Raw genomic sequence first — 20045 nt, 5'->3', positions numbered from 1 at the left:
AGCTTTTCAATATTATCTGATCATTAAAGCGCTTAAAACAGGCTACCCCTTATGGAGCTTGTTTTAAGACAGAGTATTTTCAGAGGGCTATTTAGTAAGAAAATTGGGAGCTGGCGAAGCCCAGTACCCTAAATTATGTTGTACGTTAAAATTGGCATCCTGGTAAATAGAAACTTTGGCACTTACGGATTTGAAACCATTGCTGCCCGTCACAGGTTTTCCTGAATTGACAAAATTGGTGAACTTAGCCGGTTTAACTGTGCCACCGTTTGCAGTAATGTCCATAGCAGCCATTGCAGAAGGCTGAAAGCTGGAAGGGTCTTTATATTTTGTAGCACCATTTAAAGACTTCCACCAATGTAAATCCTCACCAAACATCGAGGTATGAGCATTCCAGAATAAAGCGCTTTTACCATTTATTACCGATGGCACACGTTGCTCTCCTACAAAATCGCTAACACCTGTAGCCTTATTTGTTATCCATAAACCCCACCATTTACCAAGGCTGTCTTCGCCGCTGGGCCCCGGCTTCAGTTCAAACCTATATTGCTGCCGGGGTGCCCAATTGTATTTGTACATGATCTGATAACCGCCGCTTTCTCCATTAGCAGCGTTTATCATGCCTTTTGATTTGCCGCCATTAGAGCCCCAGATTGAGAAGTTGATCACTTTGCCCTGGGACGAATCTTTGAAAATACCATTTGTTTGGAAGCCCGCATAGCCCCCTCCGATATTATTCGATGCATTAACAAGGGAGAAGTTATAGGCATAGTAGTGCAATAGTCCCTCTTTTGCCAAACTTGGTGGCGGGTCTGCAACAGGAACAAAGGTCCATTCCAGGCTTGAATAGTTTTCTGTGGTTGGGAAGTACCAATCACTGTAAGTGCCTCCCGGGCTGTAATACACCGGCCCATTTGCAATAAGATCTTGTCTGCTGCTTTTTAATGTATCGGCAACCTGGGCAATCAGTGATCCTCCTGGTAATAAAAATACCGGTAGAAATAGTAAAATCAATTGGCGGCTCCGGTTCATATTTTGTTATTGATATTTAACAGTCTTTTGATCCAACAAACAAAAATGGTCTGTTGCCAGTGCGGGCTAATGTGTACTATTTGGTTCCCTTAATTCCATAATGATGTGCCTTTGGTCAAAAATGCAAAATTGAGTTTTAGGCCCGGGCATTATTTCCCTGTAACCGCCGCTTCATCCAGCAGCCAGATTATCCGCCCTTTTTGCGGGTTTATGCCCTGTACCGGGTAAACGGGCTTTGCGTTCTTTGCAAATATCTTTTTTAGCACGGGATACTTGTTGGCATCGCCTACCAGCAGCAGCACTTCTTTACTTTTATTGATAAGCGTGTAGGTAAAGCTGATACGCCAGGTTTGTTTGCTTTCTACCCAAACCTCTTTTACCAGCCTTTTTGTTTCTGTAAGAATAGTAGTGCCCGGGAAAAGGGAAGCCGTGTGGCCATCGTCTCCCATGCCTAGCAGGGTTAGATCAAAAGATGCCGTTTTACCCAGCACCGTTTTTACGGCGGCTTCATATTCAGCCGCGCATGCCGCCGGCTCTCCTTTGGTAGGCGTTGCAAAAATATTTTTCTTTGGAATTTTTATGTGATCGAGCAATGCCAGTTTGCTCATTTTATAGTTACTGTCATCACTGGTGTGTGGCACAAAACGTTCATCGCTCCAGAAGATGAAGACCTTTTTCCATTCAATATTATTACTGAACTCCGGCGTGGTCAGTATTTCAAACAGCCGCTTTGGGGTACTGCCGCCGGAAAAGGCTACTGTAAAACGATCACTGGCCGCAATGCTTTTGGCACAGGCTTCAACAAAATAATAAGCAGCAGCCCTGCTAAGCGCTTCCTTATCTTTCCAGATTAATTTAACGGGATTACTCATAATTCTATAATTTTTCTGCGTTCTGAACAAGGAGTGGGTTTTTCTCCGGAGTCCGGCAAAAATACCCAATTCACCCCGTCTTTTTTTAACAGCTGATCAGCTTTTTTAGGCCCCCAGGATCCTGCGGGATATTTTTCCAGCCCTTTTTTTCCAAGTTTAGCCCAATGCTCTAAAACGGGCATAACAATGCTCCAGGCTGTTTCTACCTGGTCTGCCCGCATAAATTGTGAAGCATCTCCTTCCAAAGCATCCAGCAGCAGCGTTTCATAAGCTTCAGGGAAGGTGCCGGCAAACGCAGTTTTATAAGTAAAGTTCATTTCAAGCGGTTTTAACTTCATAAAAGGACCGGGTACTTTTCCTTCAAATAAGAATAAAAATTCTTCTTCCGGCTGAATGCTTATGATCAGCTGGTTGGGCGTTACATCGTCTTTAAATATTTTGTGCGGTGAGCCTTTAAAGGTAACCACAATGATGGAGCTTTGCCTGGACAGGCATTTACCGGTACGCAGGTAAAAGGGCACGCCTTTCCAGCGGGCATTGTCAATATATATTTTTGCGGCAACATAAGTTTCCGTTGCTGAATTTTTGGGAATGTGCTCCTCCTGCAAATAACCGCACTGTGCTTCACAATCAATGATCCCTGCGGTGTACTGCCCGCGTACAACATCTGTTTCAACGGTTTTGGATGTAAACGGCCGCACGCTTTTTAAAACTTTTACCTTTTCATCGCGGAGGTCTTCTGCATTTAAACCTACCGGGCTTTCCATAGCAATTACAGACAATAGCTGCATCAGGTGGTTCTGGATCATATCGCGCAGGGCGCCGCTTTTATCGTAATAGTCTGCTCGGGTGCCCACACCTACGGTTTCTGCGACGGTGATCTGAACATCCTGGATAAAATTATGGTTCCACAAAGGTTCAAAAATATAGTTGGCAAAACGGAAGGCTAAAAGATTTTGCACCACTTCCTTGCCCAGGTAATGATCGATGCGGCAGATTTGTTTTTCTTCAAAATTATTTTCCAGCAAACGATTTAATGCTTTTGCTGAAGCCAGATCGGTACCAAAGGGTTTTTCTACAATGATCCGGTCTCGGTTGGGTAAAGGCGCTAATTTGAATTTTGAAAGAGCCAGCGAAATGATCTCAATAAAGCGTGGGGCCACTGAGTAGTAAAACAGCCTTGTGGCACGTTTTCCCCAGTCTTTATCATTCTGTGCCAAAACCGCTTTTAACCGGGTATAAGTGTCATCCTTTGTAAAGTCGCCCTGCAAAAAATGAAGCTTTTCTGAAAATTGCTTCCATTGAGCAGGTTTTATTTTGCCGCTCCTGGAAAAACGGTTAATACCTTCCTGTATATGTTTTTTAAATTCCGTTTCTTTTAAATGCTGGAAGTCTACCGCGTAAATTTTGAATTGCTGCGGCATATAATCATAGATAAAAAGATTGTAAAAGGCAGGGAAAAGCTTTCTCCAGGACAGATCGCCCGAGCCGCCGAAAATGACAATACTCGCGGGCGTTTGTTTAAAATTCATATTGGTATTTACTTTTTTGGATGGCGTTATTGTTTAGCTTCCGGAGGGGTATAGTTCCAGTTGGTATGAAAATGCCCCGGTTTATCTATGCGTTCATAAGTATGTGCCCCAAACAGGTCGCGCTGTGCCTGTATCAGGTTGGCAGGGAGCTGCGCCAGGGTATAAGCGTCAAAATAATTTAATACAGCTGCAAAAGCTGCTGCTGGCATACCCGCGTCCATAGCGGTCTTCAGAAAATCAACTACAGCCGCCCTTTTATTTTTCAGTTCATTTACAAACTGTGCGGAACCGATAATATTAGAGAGATCCGGCTCTTTTTCATATGCTTCAAACAGGTCTTTTAACAGTGCAGAGCGAATGATGCACCCGCCCCTCCACACCTTAACAACGGTTTTTATATCAGTGTCATAATGGTAATGGGCTGATGCTACTTTCATCAGTTCCAGCCCCTGGCCATAGGCCATCATAAAGGCAAAATGCAGGGCATCCCTGCAGGTATTTTTTAATTGCTCAATATTAACGTTGGTCTTTTTGTTTTGATGATCATACAACTTTGCATAAGCAACCCGTTTTTCTTTTAACGAAGAAAGGTAACGCATGGAAACAGCAATGTCAATAACGGAAAGCAGCACATTTAGCTCCAGGGCACTTTGGGAAGTCCACAAGCCTGTTCCCAGTTGCTCTGCTTTATCAAGGATCATATCAATGAGGTCGTTGCCCGTTTCCGGATCTTTCTCCCTGAAGATAACGGAAGTGATCTCCACTAGAAAAGATTGCAGCTCCCCTTTATTCCACTCATCAAATAATTCCGCAAACTCAGTATTCGTCATACCTTCATTTTTCAGCAGGCCATACACTTCGCTGATCAACTGCATAATGGCGTATTCAATGCCGTTGTGCACCATTTTTACATAATGGCCTGCAGCGGTATGCCCCATATAGGCCACACAGGGCTCTCCTTCCGCTTTAGCGGCAATAGCTTCCAGTATGTCTTTTACCAGGTTATAGCTTTCAATATTACCACCCGGCATCATGCTGGGGCCAAAGCGTGCGCCGTCTTCCCCACCAGACACCCCCATACCTATAAAATGAATACCTGAATGCTGAAGCGCCTGGTATCTTCTGTCCGTATCCGTGAAATGAGAGTTGCCTCCGTCAATAAGAATATCGCCTTTTTGCAATTGCGGCACCAGCTCATTAATCACTGCATCCACAATTTTACCGGCCGGCACCAGGAGCATAATGATCCTGGGAGATTCCAGTTTTGCAATCAGTTCAGCAGAGGAGGCCGCTGTGGTAACCGGCTTGCCCTTTGCTGCTGCTTCCATTGTTTTACGCTGTTGCTCATCACGGTCATAACCACAAACTTCAAAACCATGATCAGCAATGTTCAGGACCAGGTTTCTGCCCATTGTTCCTAAACCCACCATGCCAAATCTTGCTGCCATAAAATTTTTTCTTAAAGGTAATAAGGCATTAACAAAATCATAAAAGAAATTTCAGTATAACACAATTTTAATACGGGCAGCCTATTTTACGAGGATTTTCGTTACTTTCACATAAGGAAACGGCTATAGTAATCAGATTCATTGAATGAAACGATCAGAAATGTTTAGCAGCAAAGCATTATTTAAAATGGCATTGTTGATGGTAGTGTTGTATTCCTGCGGCACCTCCCAACCGGCCCGGAGAAATGTATTATCAGGTACGCGCCCGTCTACCGGCCAAAAACCAGCCAACCCCAATTCATCAGAGCAGACTGTATTTACCAAACCGGAGCAAATAACCAAACAGCCGTCAAAAACTGAAGAAAGGCAGAAACTGAATACGGCTGTTGAACGCAGACAGGAACCGGTATCCGGTAATGCATCGGCGCCTGATGCAAATGCAACTTACCGCACACCGGCTTATTACAAATATATTACGGACAGTATTCAGCGTACTTCAGCAAAACCAAGCTATTACAAATCCACGGAGAACCTGTTTAAGCAAATGGCAGTGGTGCCCAATCCGCAGAACCCGGCCATCAACTCCCAATGGTATACAACGGTAAATTTTGATGCCCGCAAGCCTAACTTTGTAATTCTGCACCACACTGCCCAGAACAGTGCTGAACAAACGCTGTTTACTTTTTCTATAGCACGTACAAGCGTCAGCGCTCATTTTGTGATCGGGCGAGATGGAACTGCGTACCAACTGCTGAACGAATATATGCGGGCCTGGCATGCCGGCAAAAGCAAGTGGGGCGCTATTACGGACATGAACTCCTGCAGCCTGGGAATAGAAATAGATAATAACGGCAATGAGCCATTTACAGAACCACAGATTCAGTCGCTTTTGAAGCTGCTGACCTACCTGAAAAATAAATTCGGCATTCCGCAGGCTAATTTTATCGGTCATGCCGATATTGCCCCCGGGCGCAAAGATGACCCCAGCAGCTATTTCCCCTGGAAACGGCTGGCAACTGCTGGTTTCGGTTACTGGTATGACTCCACCAACCTGCAGCAACCCCCGGCAGACTTTAATGCGCTGCTGGCGCTGCGTGTGATCGGCTATGATATCAGCAACCCCGCAAACGCGATCAAATCATTTAAACTGCATTTTGTTCAGACAGATACCACACCTGTTCTTACAGATTATGATAAAAAGATACTTTATAATGTATACCTGAATTATCAGTAAGAAAAGGCTCCACCACCCGTTTAAACAGAAAAGGATATTTTTGCATCGCCCTGTTTTTACAGGAGCTTGTTGCCTAAATAAAAGAGTTGAATGACAGAAGAACATAAACGCTTAGCAGAGAATGCACGGAAACCGATCCCTCTGGAGCAGTGGGGCCCTTATGTGAGTGAGCGCCAGTGGGGAACCGTAAGGGAAGATTATAGTCAGAATGGTGATACCTGGAATTATTTTCCTTTTGATCATGCACATAGCCGTGCTTACTTGTGGGGAGAGGATGGCCTGGCAGGCATTTCCGATTATTTCCAGAATTTGTGTTTTGCCGTAGCGCTCTGGAACGGACAGGACCCGATCCTGAAAGAACGCTTATTTGGCCTGGGCAATCATGAGGGCAACCATGGTGAGGATGTAAAGGAATTGTATTTCTACCTGGATAATCTGCCCACGCATTATTATATGGAATACCTGTATAAATACCCGCAGCAGGCGTTTCCCTATGAGCAGTTAAGAGCAGAGAACCGCAAAAGAGGAAAAGATGAAACCGAATATGAGCTGCTGGATACCGGTGTTTTTAATAACCGGAAGTATTTTGATGTGCATATTACATATGCAAAAGCAAACAGTACGGATATAGCGATCCGTATCAACATCACCAATCTTTACAATGAGCCTGCGCCCATAACAGTATTACCGCTGCTATGGTTTTATAACAGGTGGGCCAACGGCTCTAATACCAATATACCGGATATTGCCTCTATAAATGATCATACGGTAATTGCCCGCCATAACAGGATCGGCAATTATTATTTTTATTTTCAGGATGCCGATGATGCCCTGTTTACGGATAATGAAACCAATATGGAAAAATTATTCGGACAGCCCAATAAAAGTGCTTTTGTAAGAGATGCTTTTCATGATGCAGTGATTAACGGAAAAAATACAGAGGCACTGAGAAACAGGAAGCACGGAACGCGCTTTGCACCGGTATTTAAGCGGGTTGTAGGTGCCGGAGAAACCATTTCCATTTATTGCAGGCTGGCTAATTATGAGCTGGAAGCGCCTTTTGATGAGGCTTTTATGACGCTGTTCAGCAAACGAAAAGAAGAAGCGGATGATTTTTATGAGGATATTTTTCACAGCGGCACTGACCCGCACCTGGCAAAGGTGCAGCGCCAGGCATTGGCAGGCCTGCTCTGGAGCAAACAATACTATCATTATGATGTGGAGCGCTGGCTGACAAAATCAGACGGCATTACCCCTATTATCCCTGCAAGACTGCAGGGAAGGAACAGTGAATGGACGCACCTGAAAAACCAGGACATTATTTCAATGCCTGAAAAATGGGAATATCCCTGGTATGCCGCATGGGACCAGTCGTTCCAGTGTATTTCCATGGCCGTGGTAGACCCTGTTTTTGCCAAGAACCAGTTATTGCTGCTGATGCGTGAATGGTTTATGAAACCCGATGGGCAGCTGCCTTCCTATGAATGGAATTTCAGTGATGTAAACCCGCCGGTGCAGGCCTGGGCAGCTATGGAAATTTACCAGATCGAAAAGAAGAGAACGGGCATTGGGGATATTGATTTTTTAAAGAAGGTATTCAACAAGCTGACCATTAATTTTACCTGGTGGATCAACCGTAAAGATCTGAAAGGTGATAACATCTTTGAAGGCGGGTTCCTGGGGCTGGATAACATTGGCGTGTTCAACCGCAGCTATCATGATAAAGGGGAGATACAACTGGAACAGGCAGACGGTACCAGCTGGATGGGCATTTATGCCCTGAACATGATGGATATAGCGCTGGAAATTGCAGTGGTGGATCCGGCGTTTGAAGACATGGTAACGAAATTCTTTGAGCATTTTGTGCTGATTGCCGAAGCCCTGAACGCGCATGTTTTATGGAATGATGAAGACCAGTTCTTCTATGATGTGCTTTGTATGCGCGATGCACCTCCGCAACCCCTAAAGATACGGTCTATTGTTGGGCTGACATCCCTGTATGCCGTAAATACGATCAGTAAGGATGTATTTGAAAAGCTGCCTGATTTTAAAAAGCGCTTTGACTGGTTTAAAAATTACCGGCTGAAGAATGGCCTGTTCTGGCCCAACGAAGAAAAGGGCAACGGGGAAGAAATGCTGATGTCTTTGGTGCAACGCAACCGGCTAAAGGCCCTGCTGACAAGATTACTGGACGAGACCGAGTTCCTGTCAGACGGGGGCATCAGGGCCTTGTCAAAATATCATGAAGCGCATCCTTATTCTGTTACTATTAATGGTGAGGTAAATACGATTCAATATGATCCGGGCGATTCCACTTCCGATATGTTTGGTGGTAATTCCAACTGGAGAGGTCCTGTGTGGATCCCAATTAATTTCATCATTATACAGTCGATAAGGCGGCTGGGCAAATTTTATCATGATTCGTTCCTTATGGAATACCCCACGGGCTCCGGGAACGAAATGAACCTGTTCAATATTTCCACTGAGTTGTCAAAAAGGGTCATTAGTCTTTTCCGGAAAGATGAAAAAGGCAATCGCTCTATTTACGGGGAATATAACTGGTTTTTCAGTTTGCCGGAGAACCAGGATCTCATCCTGTTTTATGAATATTATAACGGCGATTCAGGTCGTGGCCTTGGGGCAAGTCATCAAACAGGCTGGTCTGCACTGGTTGCGGAAATGATCAGCGAACTAACAGAGAAGGAATAGCCAGCCGGCGCATAATTTGCGCCGTAAAATATGATTGTGCCTATGGCATAAAAAAAAGCATCGCGTTTCCTGGGTAAAATCCGGTTTCCCTTTTTTTACTTGCTAACCCGATGCTTTTTTAATTAGCTTCTGCATTGTCGCCGCTCTAATCGGGCAACACCGGCACCGCTCTCAATAAGATCGGTACTTTATAATGTTACACAACTCACAGCAACTGGCAAGGCTTCCGCTGTTGCTTAAAATTCCAGATGATTGGCCATTCCTCAAACGGAGCGCCTCATACATTGCTGTATTCCGGCAATTCCCTTTTTGGAAGGCTATCTTTTCTTTCCTTGTTAAGCGGAGACAGCCCTCTGTTTCTGAAGTTCAACAACAACACCCGGCGCCACGTTTTACCGCTTTACCTGGTATAATTGTGTTTGAAAATCAATTTTTCAAAGAAACTGTCAATGCATTTTTGAAAAAAACTCCAATACCATCATTTAAGAAAATATAGTTGCTCTTATCAATTGCAATTTGAAGATACTATTTGAAAAGCTCCTTTTCCAAATTTCCGGGCTGGTTGTTATACAGTTGTTGTAAACAGGCTCATCCACAGGTTTGGGCAGTTATCCACCGTAAATCACATTTTACCCTCATATATTAACAACAAAATGCACATCGGAGACAAGATCCAGCGCCATCCCGTTGAAAAGAACCGGCATATTTTGATATTTTAAAAAGAGCAATGGATTCTGTATTAAAAATTATTTATTTTTATGCTAAATTAAGTCGTAAAAATGAAAAAATTGTCAAAAACAGGCCTGTTGGGTGCCGGGGCCTGCCTGCTATTGCTTAACACAACGTTATTTGCGCAACAGCAGCAGCGTTTTATTGACCCCGCCAATATGGATCTTTCAGTAAAACCAGGCGATGACTTTTATGAGTATGCCAGCGGTACCTGGGTTAAAAACAACCCGGTGCCGGCAAAAGAAACCCGCTGGGGTAGTTTTAATGTACTGCGCGATTTTAATATCAACGCAGTAAAATCGATCCTGGAAAAGGCCGCAGCAGATCAGCATGCACCGGCCGGATCGGTGGAAAAGCGCGTAGGCGATTTTTATGCTGCGGGCATGGACAGCGTGGCTATTGAAAAAGCGGGCTACATGCCCATAAAAGCTGACCTGGCGGCTATTGATGCCATCCGGTCGGTTCCGGATCTTTTAAGGAAGATCAGCTATTTAAGAAGCAATGGTATTGCCGCTCCGCTGTATGGTTTTTATGTAGGACAGGACCGGAAGAATGTGGAAGTAATGATCCCGCAATTATCACAGGGTGGCACCTCTCTTCCGGACAGGGATAATTATTTAAAAGAAGATAAACGGTCCGTAGCTATAAGAGATGCTTATGCCCGTTATATTAGCACACTTTTCAGTCTTACCGGCTCAAAGGAAGCAGACGCTGCTGCAAATGCAGCCACCATCTTTAACATTGAAAAGCAACTGGCAACAGCGCAGTTGAGTCGTGTTGAGATGCGCGATGCCTATAAAACCTATAATAAGTTTTTTATTGATGATTTTTCCAAAACCACACCGGGGCTGGATTGGAGAACCATCCTGGAAGCGCTGAATGTAAAGGGGCAGGACAGTATATTGGTAAACAACCCGGCATTTTTTGTAACAGTGTCTGAGCTGTTAAAATCTGTTCCCTTAAAAGACTGGAAAGTCTATTTAAAATGGAATGTGCTGAAGAATTCAGCCGCTTATCTGAGCACTCCCTTTGTAAATGCAAATTTTGCATTCACCCGGGCGCTTACAGGACAAAAGATTCAAACGCCCCGCTGGCAGCGGATGTCTTCCTTAACAGATAACAACATTGGCGAATTACTGGGCCAGCTGTATGTAAAAGAATATTTTAAACCGGCTGCAAAGGCCCGTATGGAAGAATTAGTAGCGAATTTAAGAAAAGCGTTTGCTGCAAGAATAAAGAACCTGGACTGGATGTCGGACTCTACCAAGCAAAAAGCGCTGGCAAAGCTGGCAGCCTTTCATCCCAAGATCGCCTATCCGGATAAATGGGAAAACTATGACGGGCTGGTGATCCGCCGGAATGCGTTCTTTCAGAATGTGAGGAATGTTGATGCATGGAAATATAATTTTATGATCAGCCGGCTGGGTAAGCCTGTTGACAGAACCCGCTGGGGTATGACACCGCCTACTGTGAATGCCTACTATAATGCCACACTGAATGAAATTGTGTTCCCTGCGGGGATCTTACAGTTCCCCTTCTTTGACCCGAATGCAGATGATGCGGTGAACTATGGGGGCATCGGCGCTGTGATCGGGCATGAAATGTCGCATGGCTTTGATGATAACGGAAGCAAATACGACGCTGACGGAACATTACGGAACTGGTGGACGGATGAAGACCGGAAGAATTTTGATGCCAAAACAGCAGCGCTGGCAAAGCAATATGACGGCTACACTGTCTTGGATACGATCCATGTAAATGGTAAGCTGACACTTGGAGAAAACATAGGAGATCTTGGCGGATTAAATGTAGCCTATGAGGCCTTTAAAATGACCAAAGAGGGGCAGTCTGATGAAAAAATAGACGGGTTTACCCCGGATCAGCGTTTCTTCCTTTCATGGGCACAGGTTTGGCGTGGAAATATTTTGCCGGAGTTTGCCGCGCAATCCATTTTAACGGACCCGCACTCTCCCGGGCCGTACAGGACCATCGGGCCCATTGTAAACATGGATGCATGGTATAAGGCCTTTAATGTACAGCCCGGAGATAAACTGTACAAGAAGCCGGAAGACCGGATCCGCATCTGGTAAGGTTTATATCCGGCAGGCATAAAATAAAAAGAGGCTGTTTTTAAAGAACAGCCTCTTTTTTTGTGAAGTTGTTGCAACAATAAAGTAACGGTTATGCACCGGCCGGGAGGCTGGTGCAAGAAGAAGCGCTATTTTACCGAAAGTAATTTCTGCAAAAGTTAGAAAACCCACGTTCCGATAACTATCGGAAAAAGGAGCTTCCGATTATTATGGCTAACCGATTTTTCAAAAATGCTTCGGCTGTACTCCGTTCCGCAGCATGACGCTCCTTTATTGATCCTTCCAAAAAACTGAATTGCTCCTTTATGACTGCTCACGGTGATGACTTAAGGGCCCCGTTATTGTAACCAACTTCTGTAAAATAAATTAAAAGCCTGCAATTAAGTAACAGCAATGCTGCTATGGTACCGTATGATTTTAATATTGCCGATCATCTTTCCCTGAAGAAAACATATATATATCAGCTGCTTAAAATAATTTCAGATCATTTGTGTAATCTTTTTGTTTCTGCATCTTAAATCCAAATGAACCCAATAAGATGTGTATAAAACAAATTTACCGGTATGTAATAACACCACTGTTACTGTTGCTTACAATAACGATCACAGCTCAGGTGCCCGTTATGGAAATTCACGAAAAAGGTCAGTATAAAAAGGATCAGACCATAATACTGCAGCAGCTTTCAGCCGATGTTAAGATCATAGGCCTTGTAGCTACCACAACTCTGCGTGTAAGTTTTTATAATAATTCCGGGCGTCTTAAAGAAGGGCGGTTGACCTTCCCCCTGCCGGAAGATGTAAGTGTAAGCGGTTTTGCGCTGGATATAAACGGGTATATGCGCAAAGCGGTTCCGGTTGAAAAAGAGAAGGCTACGGCTGTTTTTGAAAGCGTGGAAAGGCGTACTATAGACCCGGGCCTGTTAGAAAAAACAGAAGGCAACAATTTCAGAACACGTGTATATCCCTTAAATCCTCACGGGATCAGAACGATTGAAATTGTGTATAATCAGCAGCTGGTGCCTGATAAAGGAAAACTGATCTACCACCTGCCCCTGGCCAGTGAACGGATAAAGGCATTTACATTAACGGCGAGTGTTTATGATAAAGTATCGGTACCGCAGTTAACGGAAAAACCAGACGGAAGCTTTGAGTTTGAGCAGAAAGGCAATGTATGGCAGGCATCCCTTCGCCGGTCTGACTTTATGCCCGGAAGTCCGTTAACAATAGCGTTTCCGCAAACGGATGAAATGCCGGAAACCCTGGTAAAGAAGAACAATGAGGGAGGCTATTATTTCCTTACGAATATCCATATAACCCCTCCTAATCCGGTCAAAAAAACAATCAACCATATTACTATTCTTTGGGATCGTTCTCTCAGTGGTCAGAAAAGAGATCACCGTAAAGAAACCGGATTGCTTCAAAAATTGCTTGCAACCAAAAATAAAATAGATGTAACCCTGTATGCCGTTGCTACCACCACACAAAAAATAGGAGATTACACCATTTCCAATGGCGCCATCGAAAAGGTATTGAAAGCAATTGATGCGTTGGTTTACGATGGCGCCACGGATTACAGCACAATTCCGGATGATATAACCGGTAACGGGGAAGTGCTGTTCTTTACAGACGGGCTTTCTAATTTTGGCGAATGGAGCCGGCTGCCAAAAGTGGCCGTGTACACAGTGGTTGCTACACCTGTGGCAGATTACAGTAAGCTGCAATTCATCAGCAATATAACCGGTGGGCAATTGATTGACCTGAACCGGGTAACTATAGATGATGCTGTGAAGCGGATGACCACAAGCCCTTACCGGTTCCTCGGCATCAAATACCTCTATGATATAACAGAGGTTTACCCGGTAAACCCTGTTGCTGTAAACGGTAACCTGCTGGTTACGGGCATTGCCCATAAACTGCCGGCTACCGTTACCTTACAGTTCGGATTTGGGGACAAAGTGGAAAAAGAAATACCTGTGCAGCTGAATACAAATGAAATGGCCATCGATTGGAATATTGAAACCTTTTGGGCGCAACAGAAAATTGCAGCGCTTGAGGTGTTTTATGAGCAGAACAAAGAGGCCATTGCCCGCCTGGGTAAAAGAATGGGCATTGCCACAAGGAATACCAGCCTCCTTGTTCTGGAAAATGCGGCAGATTATGCAAAGTATGAAATTACACCGCCTCCGGATCTGATGCAGGAATACAGGATGCTTGTAAAACAAAAAAAAGAGGAACAGGATGCTGCCTGGGGCAATTATCTTGCAGCAGCAAAGGAACAGATCAGGGAGCTGAAGGAATGGTGGAATACCGATTTTTCAAAACTTCCTAAAAAACAAAGGACGCGTGAGATATTTATAACGGGAACGGGGTTTGGCAGAGATCGATCTTTAGGATCTTCAACAATGGAAGAAGACCGTGAGGTTGCAGCCATGCCTGCTATCTCACTACAGGGAAGGGTTGCAGGATTAGCTATAAGTAACCCGCAACTGGAAGAAGTAGTAGTAACAGATATGGCCCCTCGCGGAAAAGTAAAAACGATCAATATCCGGAGCGATGCGGCATATATGCAGCAGTTCGGGAAAAGCATTACCTCCGCTGATGCCTATAAAATTTATTTACGCCTGCGCGCAACCTACTCAACTACCCCGTCATTTTATTTTGATGTGGCGAACTGGTTCTATGATCATAAAGAACAGGCATTGGCAGTAACCATCCTGAGCAACCTGGTGGAGTTAGAATTGGAGGATGCAACGCTATACAAAACTGTGGCTTACCTGTTAAAGAAATATGGCAGCTATCAAAAAGAGCTGATCATTACAAAAAGGGTGCTGGACTGGCGGCCTATGGATCCGCAAAGTTACCGCGATTATGCACTGGCATTGCAGGACAACGGGAAATACCAGGAAGCCCTGGATACGCTGTACACTGCATTAACACATCCGTATACAGAAGAAAGCCGCAACCGCGATAATGGTATTGAAGAAGTATTGCTTATGGAGATCAATCAGATCGCCAGCCGGCATAATGCACAGGTGAATACTGTAAAAATAGATAAAGCGCTCTTATACCGGCTGCCGGTAGATATCCGCGTAGTGCTGAACTGGAACAGGGATAACATGGATATGGACCTGCATATCATTGACCCGCTTAAGGAAGAGTGCTATTATCAAAATAAACAGACCGCCATCGGAGGCCGCCTCAGCGATGATTTTACAGATGGTTTTGGCCCTGAGCAGTTCCTGTTAAAAAAAGCAGTGAAAGGAAAATACCAGATCAAAACCAATTTTTTTGGTGGACGCAGCTTAACAGATCCTGGTCCTCCCACATTGATGGCAGAAGTATTCCTGCGATACGCTACCGGGGAGGAGGAACGCAGGATCGTTGTATTCCAGGATGCAAAAGGAAGCAATGCAAACAGCGCCGATGGCCAAACGCTTATAGCCGAATTTGAGTTTTAGGATAGGGTTTCCGGAACAAAAACAGTTCTATGCAGCGTAGATCTGTCACGAATACACTAATCAATTAAATCATTATAAATGATACGCGAATAGGGCTAAAGGTATATTATGGGTATTGTTTTGACCGGAAACTTCGCATAACACCTTATTCGTGCATTTGCGGCATTAATGTTTATTTAGCGAATTTCTATATGTTACATTCGCCCCGGTATCGTACGACTATCTGTTTTTTTTTGTTTTCTTTTTAGAAAAACTGATCAGTAATGCCGGTAGTAAAATAAGGTTGGTAAAGGTTGCCGTAATGAGCGTAAGAGAGGTCAGCCATCCTAATGCCTGGGTACCGCCAAAATTACTAAAACAGAAAATGACAAACCCCGCAATCAATACCATTGAAGTATAGAGGATGCTGATGCCCGTGCTATGGATGGTTTGCACAACGGTGGGTGCTACTTCATTATCATGACCGGGCAGCTCCTGTTTATAATTGACCAGGAATCGTATGGTAATGTCTATGGCAATACCAAGAGCAACGCTGAAAATGAGGACCGTACTGGGTTTCAGCGGTATACCTGCCCAACCCATGACCCCGGCGGTAATCACCAGCGGAATAATGTTCGGGATCAGTGAGCATAATAAGATGCGAAGCGACCGGAACAGGTAGAGCATGCACAACGCGATCAATAAAAAGGCCCAGAAAATACTTTCTTTAAGCCCGTTAATAATAAACTGCCCGCCTTCCAGGAAGGTAATGGTTGTACCCGTAAGCGTTACGTCATAATCTTTTGCCGGGAACAGTTCATGAATCCTTTTTTGAATGCCGTTCATCAGTGCCGGCAGTTGGTGCGATCCTACATCGGCCATATTTACGCTGATGCGCGCTTCCTGCTTTGCACTGTCCATAAAGCTGGACAGTAATCTGGTAAAGGTGGATGCGCCTTTCCCGGCTGTGTCCTGGCTGCTGCCCATATTAAGATATTGCGACAGCCCGGGCAGGTCAAATTCAGAAGGCATGGAGTAGTTGCTGCTATCGCCTTCGTAAAAGGCCTGCTTTGCAAATTTTAAACCTTCTGTAATGCTCAGTGGGCGGGCGATCTCTTTTTTTGCAGCAAGGTATTGCGATAAGGAATCGATCTTAACCAGGTTGCCGAAGTTACGGGTAACGCCATATTTTTTTTTCGTATTTACTAAGATTTCCAGCGGCATTACTCCTTTGAAATTCTTCTCAAAGAATTTAAGGTCTGTGTAGATTTTATCATTGTGCGGCACATCATCTACCATATGCGCATTGCCCTGTAACCGGAAAATACCGGCAACAGCTATGGCTACGATGACCAGGGTGGCACTATAAATAGCATTGCGGTGGTTCATAGACCACTTTTCCAACCGGTCTAACCAGCGGTTTAGCCGGGCGTTATCCAGGTATCTGGTGTGCTTGGGTTTGGGCGGTGGTAAAAAACTTAATACGGAGGGGATGAGGACCAGGGAAATAAAGAACAGCAGCATAATATTAATGCCTGCAACGGCACCAAACTCCTGTAATATCTCGCTCCTGGTAAAAGCAAATACCGCAAAACCAACGGCGGCGGCAAGATTGCAAAACAGTGTTACAACCCCCATTTTACTTACCATATGCTCCAAAGCCTGTCGTTTCAGCTCAGCGCTTCGCACTTTGACGATGTCTTCTGTAAGCCCCTCTGTAAGCTCATTCCAGCTTGTATGGAATTTGTTCAGAAAATAAATGCAGTTGGGGATACCGATCACTACGATCAAAGGGGGAATTAAGGCTGTGAGCAGGGTAATGCTATATCCAAACAGGTGCATGGTGCCCATGCTGAATAGCACGCCAATGATCACCACGGATAGCGATAACAGCATGGAACTGAATGAACGGAAGAACAGGATGAGGATGAACGCGGAGAGCAGTATGGATGCTGCCAGGAAATACCTCATTTCATGGGCAATGCGGGCAGCCAGTACCGTACGGATATAAGGCAGTCCGCTCAGCTTTACGTCTATTCCTGTGGCCGACTGGAAAGCGGCTACTTCTCTTTTTACTGCAGCAATGGCGGCATCCCTTTTGGCGGAGTTAATGACTTCCTTGTTCATGCGCAATCCCATCAGATACGCATGGGTTCGGGGGTTGTACAGTAAGCCCTGGTAAAAGGGAAGCTGCTGAAAAACAGCCGCGCCTGAATCGATCCGGGTTTGGTTCATTGCTTCATCAGGAAATATTCTTTTTACCGTAAGTTTTTCTGAAGTAGCATCCTTTACAAGATTAATGGCTGTTGGCACGCTGATCACATCTTCCACTCCCGGTATTTTTTTTAAGCCATCCTGGAGCTGACGGTAGCTGTTGAACATTTTTTCTGAAAAAAGCTGATCTGTTCGTATACCAATGACCAGCATATTCCCGTCTTCTCCATATTTCTTTTTAAATTGCTGGTAAGCAATATTTACGGGATGATTGGTAGGTATGGCCCTGGAGAATTCATAGCTTAGACCCACCTTACTTGCCCAATAAGCGGCAACAGTGGTTAATAAGGCTGTTATAACTAATAAGAAGACCCTGTATTTAAGAATAAAACGGCCGGTTTGCTTCCACATCATCTTTGGATAGGTTTAAATGATTGCAAAGAAACGAAAAACAGGGTGTTCCGGATTGCCGTTTATCAATCAGTAAATTACCGGCAGCAGGAGCCTGTTAATATGCAGGCCTGTATTACGCTGTTTGATCATTCTCATGCAGTGCAAAACTAACTATTGAAAAGTTAATAACCATTATTTGTAAAAAACATACCTTGCAACCAGGCAGGTTGTACAATTGGCAGATTTATTACATAAAACAAAAGGGTTGGTGCTGAAAACGGTAAAATACCGGGAAACGAGCGTTATTGTATCCATATATACAGAATTATTGGGGCTGCAATCTTACCTGGTAAACGGAGTGCGTTCGGTTTCTAAAAAAGGAGGCTCCAAAGCCGGCTTCTTTCAGCCCGGGGCCCTGCTGGAGCTGGTAGTTTATCATAATGAGTTTAAACAGCTGAACCGTATTAAGGAATATAAATGGGCTGTGATCCATTCTAATTTGCTTACTGATGTGCTGAAAAACGGGGTAACGCTGTATATGACAGAATTGCTGACCCGGTGTTTGAAAGAGCCCGAAAATAACCCGGACTTGTTTGCATTTATTGAGGACAGCTGGCAGCATTTAAATGATTGCACGGATTCTGTGATGGCAAATTTTCCTGTTTTCTTTGCGGTGCATTTGCCTGTTTTTTTTGGGTTTGTGCCCAAATACCCGGTAGCCGGTCATCATGAAGAAGGAGCGCTGCTGCTGGATCTGCAGGAAGGCATTTTTACAGCAGACCTGCCGGCTCATCCGTTTTATCTGGAAGCCCGGTACGCCCGGGTTGTAGATGAGTTATTACGCGTACGGCACCCCGGTGAACTGGCTGAAATACAGTCGAACGCCCATGCGCGCTCAAAGATACTGGAGGCCATGGAGCAGTATTATTCCCTTCATATCCAGGATTTTGGCAGGCTGAAATCGCTGCCGGTCTTAAAGGAAATCTTACGATAAAACAAAGGGTCATTAATGCACAGTGCTTCCGAGGGCTATACATTGCTTTTACTAAGAAGCATAACGGTATCGCCACTGATCAGCACGGCACCCGGCCTCTTGCCTTTTTCAAAACTCCCGTACAGGTCATCGATCTGCAATGCCCTGGCGCCATTAAGCGTTGCCCAGGGTAGCATTTGCTCAACGGTGATCTGCGGAAAATGTTGCTGAATACGCTGCATTTCACCCCGGATGCTTAGCCCGTAGTTAGAAGCCAGGCTGTCCGTACCCAAAACAAGCTGTGCGTTCTGCTCCAGCATCATGGGAATATCCGGTAACCGGTTGCTGATATAATAATTGGCGTTAGGACAAAGGCACCAGAAGACCAAAGGGAAACGGTCCTGGATATACCGGACATCCTCCGCATCCGTACAGGTATTATGAATCAGCAGCAACTGCTGTTCTTTTTGTAAATAGTCAGCATAGGTCTGAATACTGGTTTTACCGGTTGGGGCAATGGGGCTCTGCTTTAGCTGCAACCGTTCATATAATGCTTTAAAGCCACCACCGCCATTTATAAACCATTCATTTTCATCAGGTGTTTCCTGGTTGTGAATGCTCAGTAAATGATTTCCGGGAAACTGTGCCAGTAATTTCCACAGGGGTGTGGAAACAGAATAGGGGGCATGCGGGGTCAGGGAAAGCTGTTGGGGCGGGAATACCTTTTGATACCCGTCATAAACCATTTTATAGGTTTTAAAAGCTTCATCCGCAAGCCCCGGCTCAAACCCGATGACCTCTATAAAATTGTGATAATAAAGGTTGTTTTTTTCCTTTTGAAAAAGCGTGTCAGCGGTATTGCAGATGTCCCCCACGGCTACGATTCCGTTTTTGATCATTGCTGCTTCGGCTTTTTCAATGGCAGCAGCGATCTCATCAGCAGGGGCATCCCTTTGCCGCACCACCTGGTTTACAAATTGCAATAACCCGGTGTGCTCCGGAATCATCCCCTGCATATGACTGAGCTCCAGGTGACAATGACAATTGATAAAGCCCGGTGAAAGAAGGCCGTCCACCTTTTTAATATCGTCGCCCGCTTCGGATTGGTGCACAACAGCTTCAACCGTGCCTTCCTGCGTCAGGATCAAAACGTCCTCTTCAGTTATACGATACCCGTCAAATAACTGTGTGGGTTTTATCTTTATTTGGTTTTTGGGAGATATGGTGGTCATAATAACAATAACGGACCCCATGGCCGCGCGCTAAAGTACGTTATTTTTTTCATGCGCATTTATGCCCCGTGGCTATGAGTGGTGACACAGAACTCCGTTTATTAGTTGAAGAAAAGAATAGCGGGTCCATCGCCGGCATACAATAGCAGTT

At 44.8% G+C, this 20045-nt stretch carries 11 protein-coding genes; 5 read left to right on the top strand and 6 right to left on the bottom strand.

What is annotated here, in order from left to right:
• Nucleotides 1–87: 87 nt before the first annotated feature.
• The 4 genes from A8C56_RS19140 to gndA form a co-directional block, all read right to left on the bottom strand.
• Nucleotides 88–1032, bottom strand: a complete 945-nt coding sequence (locus A8C56_RS19140; protein WP_067759644.1) for a hypothetical protein — start codon at nt 1030–1032, stop codon at nt 88–90.
• A gap of 149 nt (nt 1033–1181) precedes the next feature.
• Nucleotides 1182–1904: a 6-phosphogluconolactonase gene (pgl, locus tag A8C56_RS19135; protein WP_067759641.1), complete on the bottom strand. Its 723-nt coding sequence runs from the start codon at nt 1902–1904 to the stop codon at nt 1182–1184.
• Nucleotides 1901–3436: a glucose-6-phosphate dehydrogenase gene (gene zwf / locus A8C56_RS19130; protein WP_067759638.1), complete on the bottom strand. Its 1536-nt coding sequence runs from the start codon at nt 3434–3436 to the stop codon at nt 1901–1903. The genes pgl and zwf overlap by 4 nt, the downstream gene beginning before the upstream one ends.
• 26 nt (nt 3437–3462) lie before the next feature.
• Nucleotides 3463–4884, bottom strand: coding sequence for an NADP-dependent phosphogluconate dehydrogenase (gndA, locus tag A8C56_RS19125; protein ID WP_067759636.1), 1422 nt, complete (start codon nt 4882–4884; stop codon nt 3463–3465).
• Nucleotides 4885–5029: 145 nt separating this feature from the next.
• Between gndA and A8C56_RS24770 the strand changes: the two genes are divergently transcribed.
• The 4 genes from A8C56_RS24770 to A8C56_RS19100 all read left to right on the top strand — a co-directional run bounded on the left by A8C56_RS24770 (nt 5030) and on the right by A8C56_RS19100 (nt 15103).
• Complete coding sequence (locus A8C56_RS24770; protein WP_245645585.1) at nt 5030–6118, top strand: N-acetylmuramoyl-L-alanine amidase; 1089 nt, start codon at nt 5030–5032, stop codon at nt 6116–6118.
• A gap of 90 nt (nt 6119–6208) precedes the next feature.
• A complete protein-coding gene (locus A8C56_RS19115) occupies nt 6209–8827 on the top strand; it encodes an MGH1-like glycoside hydrolase domain-containing protein (protein WP_067759631.1) in 2619 nt (872 codons plus the stop codon).
• 779 nt (nt 8828–9606) lie between these two features.
• Entirely contained in the window at nt 9607–11646 is a 2040-nt protein-coding gene (locus tag A8C56_RS19105) for a M13 family metallopeptidase (RefSeq protein ID WP_067759626.1), read from the top strand.
• Between the two features lie 538 nt (nt 11647–12184).
• Complete coding sequence (locus A8C56_RS19100; protein ID WP_067759624.1) at nt 12185–15103, top strand: VIT domain-containing protein; 2919 nt, start codon at nt 12185–12187, stop codon at nt 15101–15103.
• Nucleotides 15104–15322: 219 nt separating this feature from the next.
• Here the strand turns inward: A8C56_RS19100 and A8C56_RS19095 are convergent, their stop codons facing one another.
• Nucleotides 15323–17710 carry an efflux RND transporter permease subunit gene (locus A8C56_RS19095; protein WP_245645583.1) on the bottom strand — a complete coding sequence of 796 codons (2388 nt, stop codon included), beginning with the start codon at nt 17708–17710 and terminating at the stop codon, nt 15323–15325.
• Nucleotides 17711–17924: 214 nt separating this feature from the next.
• Between A8C56_RS19095 and recO the strand changes: the two genes are divergently transcribed.
• The gene (gene recO / locus A8C56_RS19090; protein WP_067759619.1) at nt 17925–18683 is read left to right on the top strand and encodes a DNA repair protein RecO; all 759 of its coding nucleotides are present in this window, start codon (nt 17925–17927) and stop codon (nt 18681–18683) included.
• 35 nt (nt 18684–18718) lie between these two features.
• On the opposite strand, the gene A8C56_RS19085 is transcribed toward recO, so the two are convergent.
• Complete coding sequence (locus A8C56_RS19085) at nt 18719–19915, bottom strand: amidohydrolase family protein (RefSeq protein WP_245645581.1); 1197 nt, start codon at nt 19913–19915, stop codon at nt 18719–18721.
• Between the last annotated feature and the right edge of the window lie 130 nt (nt 19916–20045).

It is taken from the genome of Niabella ginsenosidivorans, from assembly GCF_001654455.1.
In the GTDB taxonomy this organism is placed as follows: Bacteria; Bacteroidota; Bacteroidia; order Chitinophagales; family Chitinophagaceae; genus Niabella; species Niabella ginsenosidivorans.
This window is presented reverse-complemented; position numbering and strand designations above follow the sequence as displayed.

Excerpts from the sequence above, each read along its gene's own strand:
- A8C56_RS19140 (WP_067759644.1), bottom strand. The coding sequence starts at position 1,032 with ATGAACCGGAGCCGCCAATTGATTTTACTATTTCTACCGGTATTTTTA.
- pgl (WP_067759641.1), bottom strand. The coding sequence starts at position 1,904 with ATGAGTAATCCCGTTAAATTAATCTGGAAAGATAAGGAAGCGCTTAGC.
- zwf (WP_067759638.1), bottom strand. The coding sequence starts at position 3,436 with ATGAATTTTAAACAAACGCCCGCGAGTATTGTCATTTTCGGCGGCTCG.
- gndA (WP_067759636.1), bottom strand. The coding sequence starts at position 4,884 with ATGGCAGCAAGATTTGGCATGGTGGGTTTAGGAACAATGGGCAGAAAC.
- A8C56_RS24770 (WP_245645585.1), top strand. The coding sequence starts at position 5,030 with ATGAAACGATCAGAAATGTTTAGCAGCAAAGCATTATTTAAAATGGCA.
- A8C56_RS19115 (WP_067759631.1), top strand. The coding sequence starts at position 6,209 with ATGACAGAAGAACATAAACGCTTAGCAGAGAATGCACGGAAACCGATC.
- A8C56_RS19105 (WP_067759626.1), top strand. The coding sequence starts at position 9,607 with ATGAAAAAATTGTCAAAAACAGGCCTGTTGGGTGCCGGGGCCTGCCTG.
- A8C56_RS19100 (WP_067759624.1), top strand. The coding sequence starts at position 12,185 with ATGTGTATAAAACAAATTTACCGGTATGTAATAACACCACTGTTACTG.
- A8C56_RS19095 (WP_245645583.1), bottom strand. The coding sequence starts at position 17,710 with ATGATGTGGAAGCAAACCGGCCGTTTTATTCTTAAATACAGGGTCTTC.
- A8C56_RS19085 (WP_245645581.1), bottom strand. The coding sequence starts at position 19,915 with ATGGGGTCCGTTATTGTTATTATGACCACCATATCTCCCAAAAACCAA.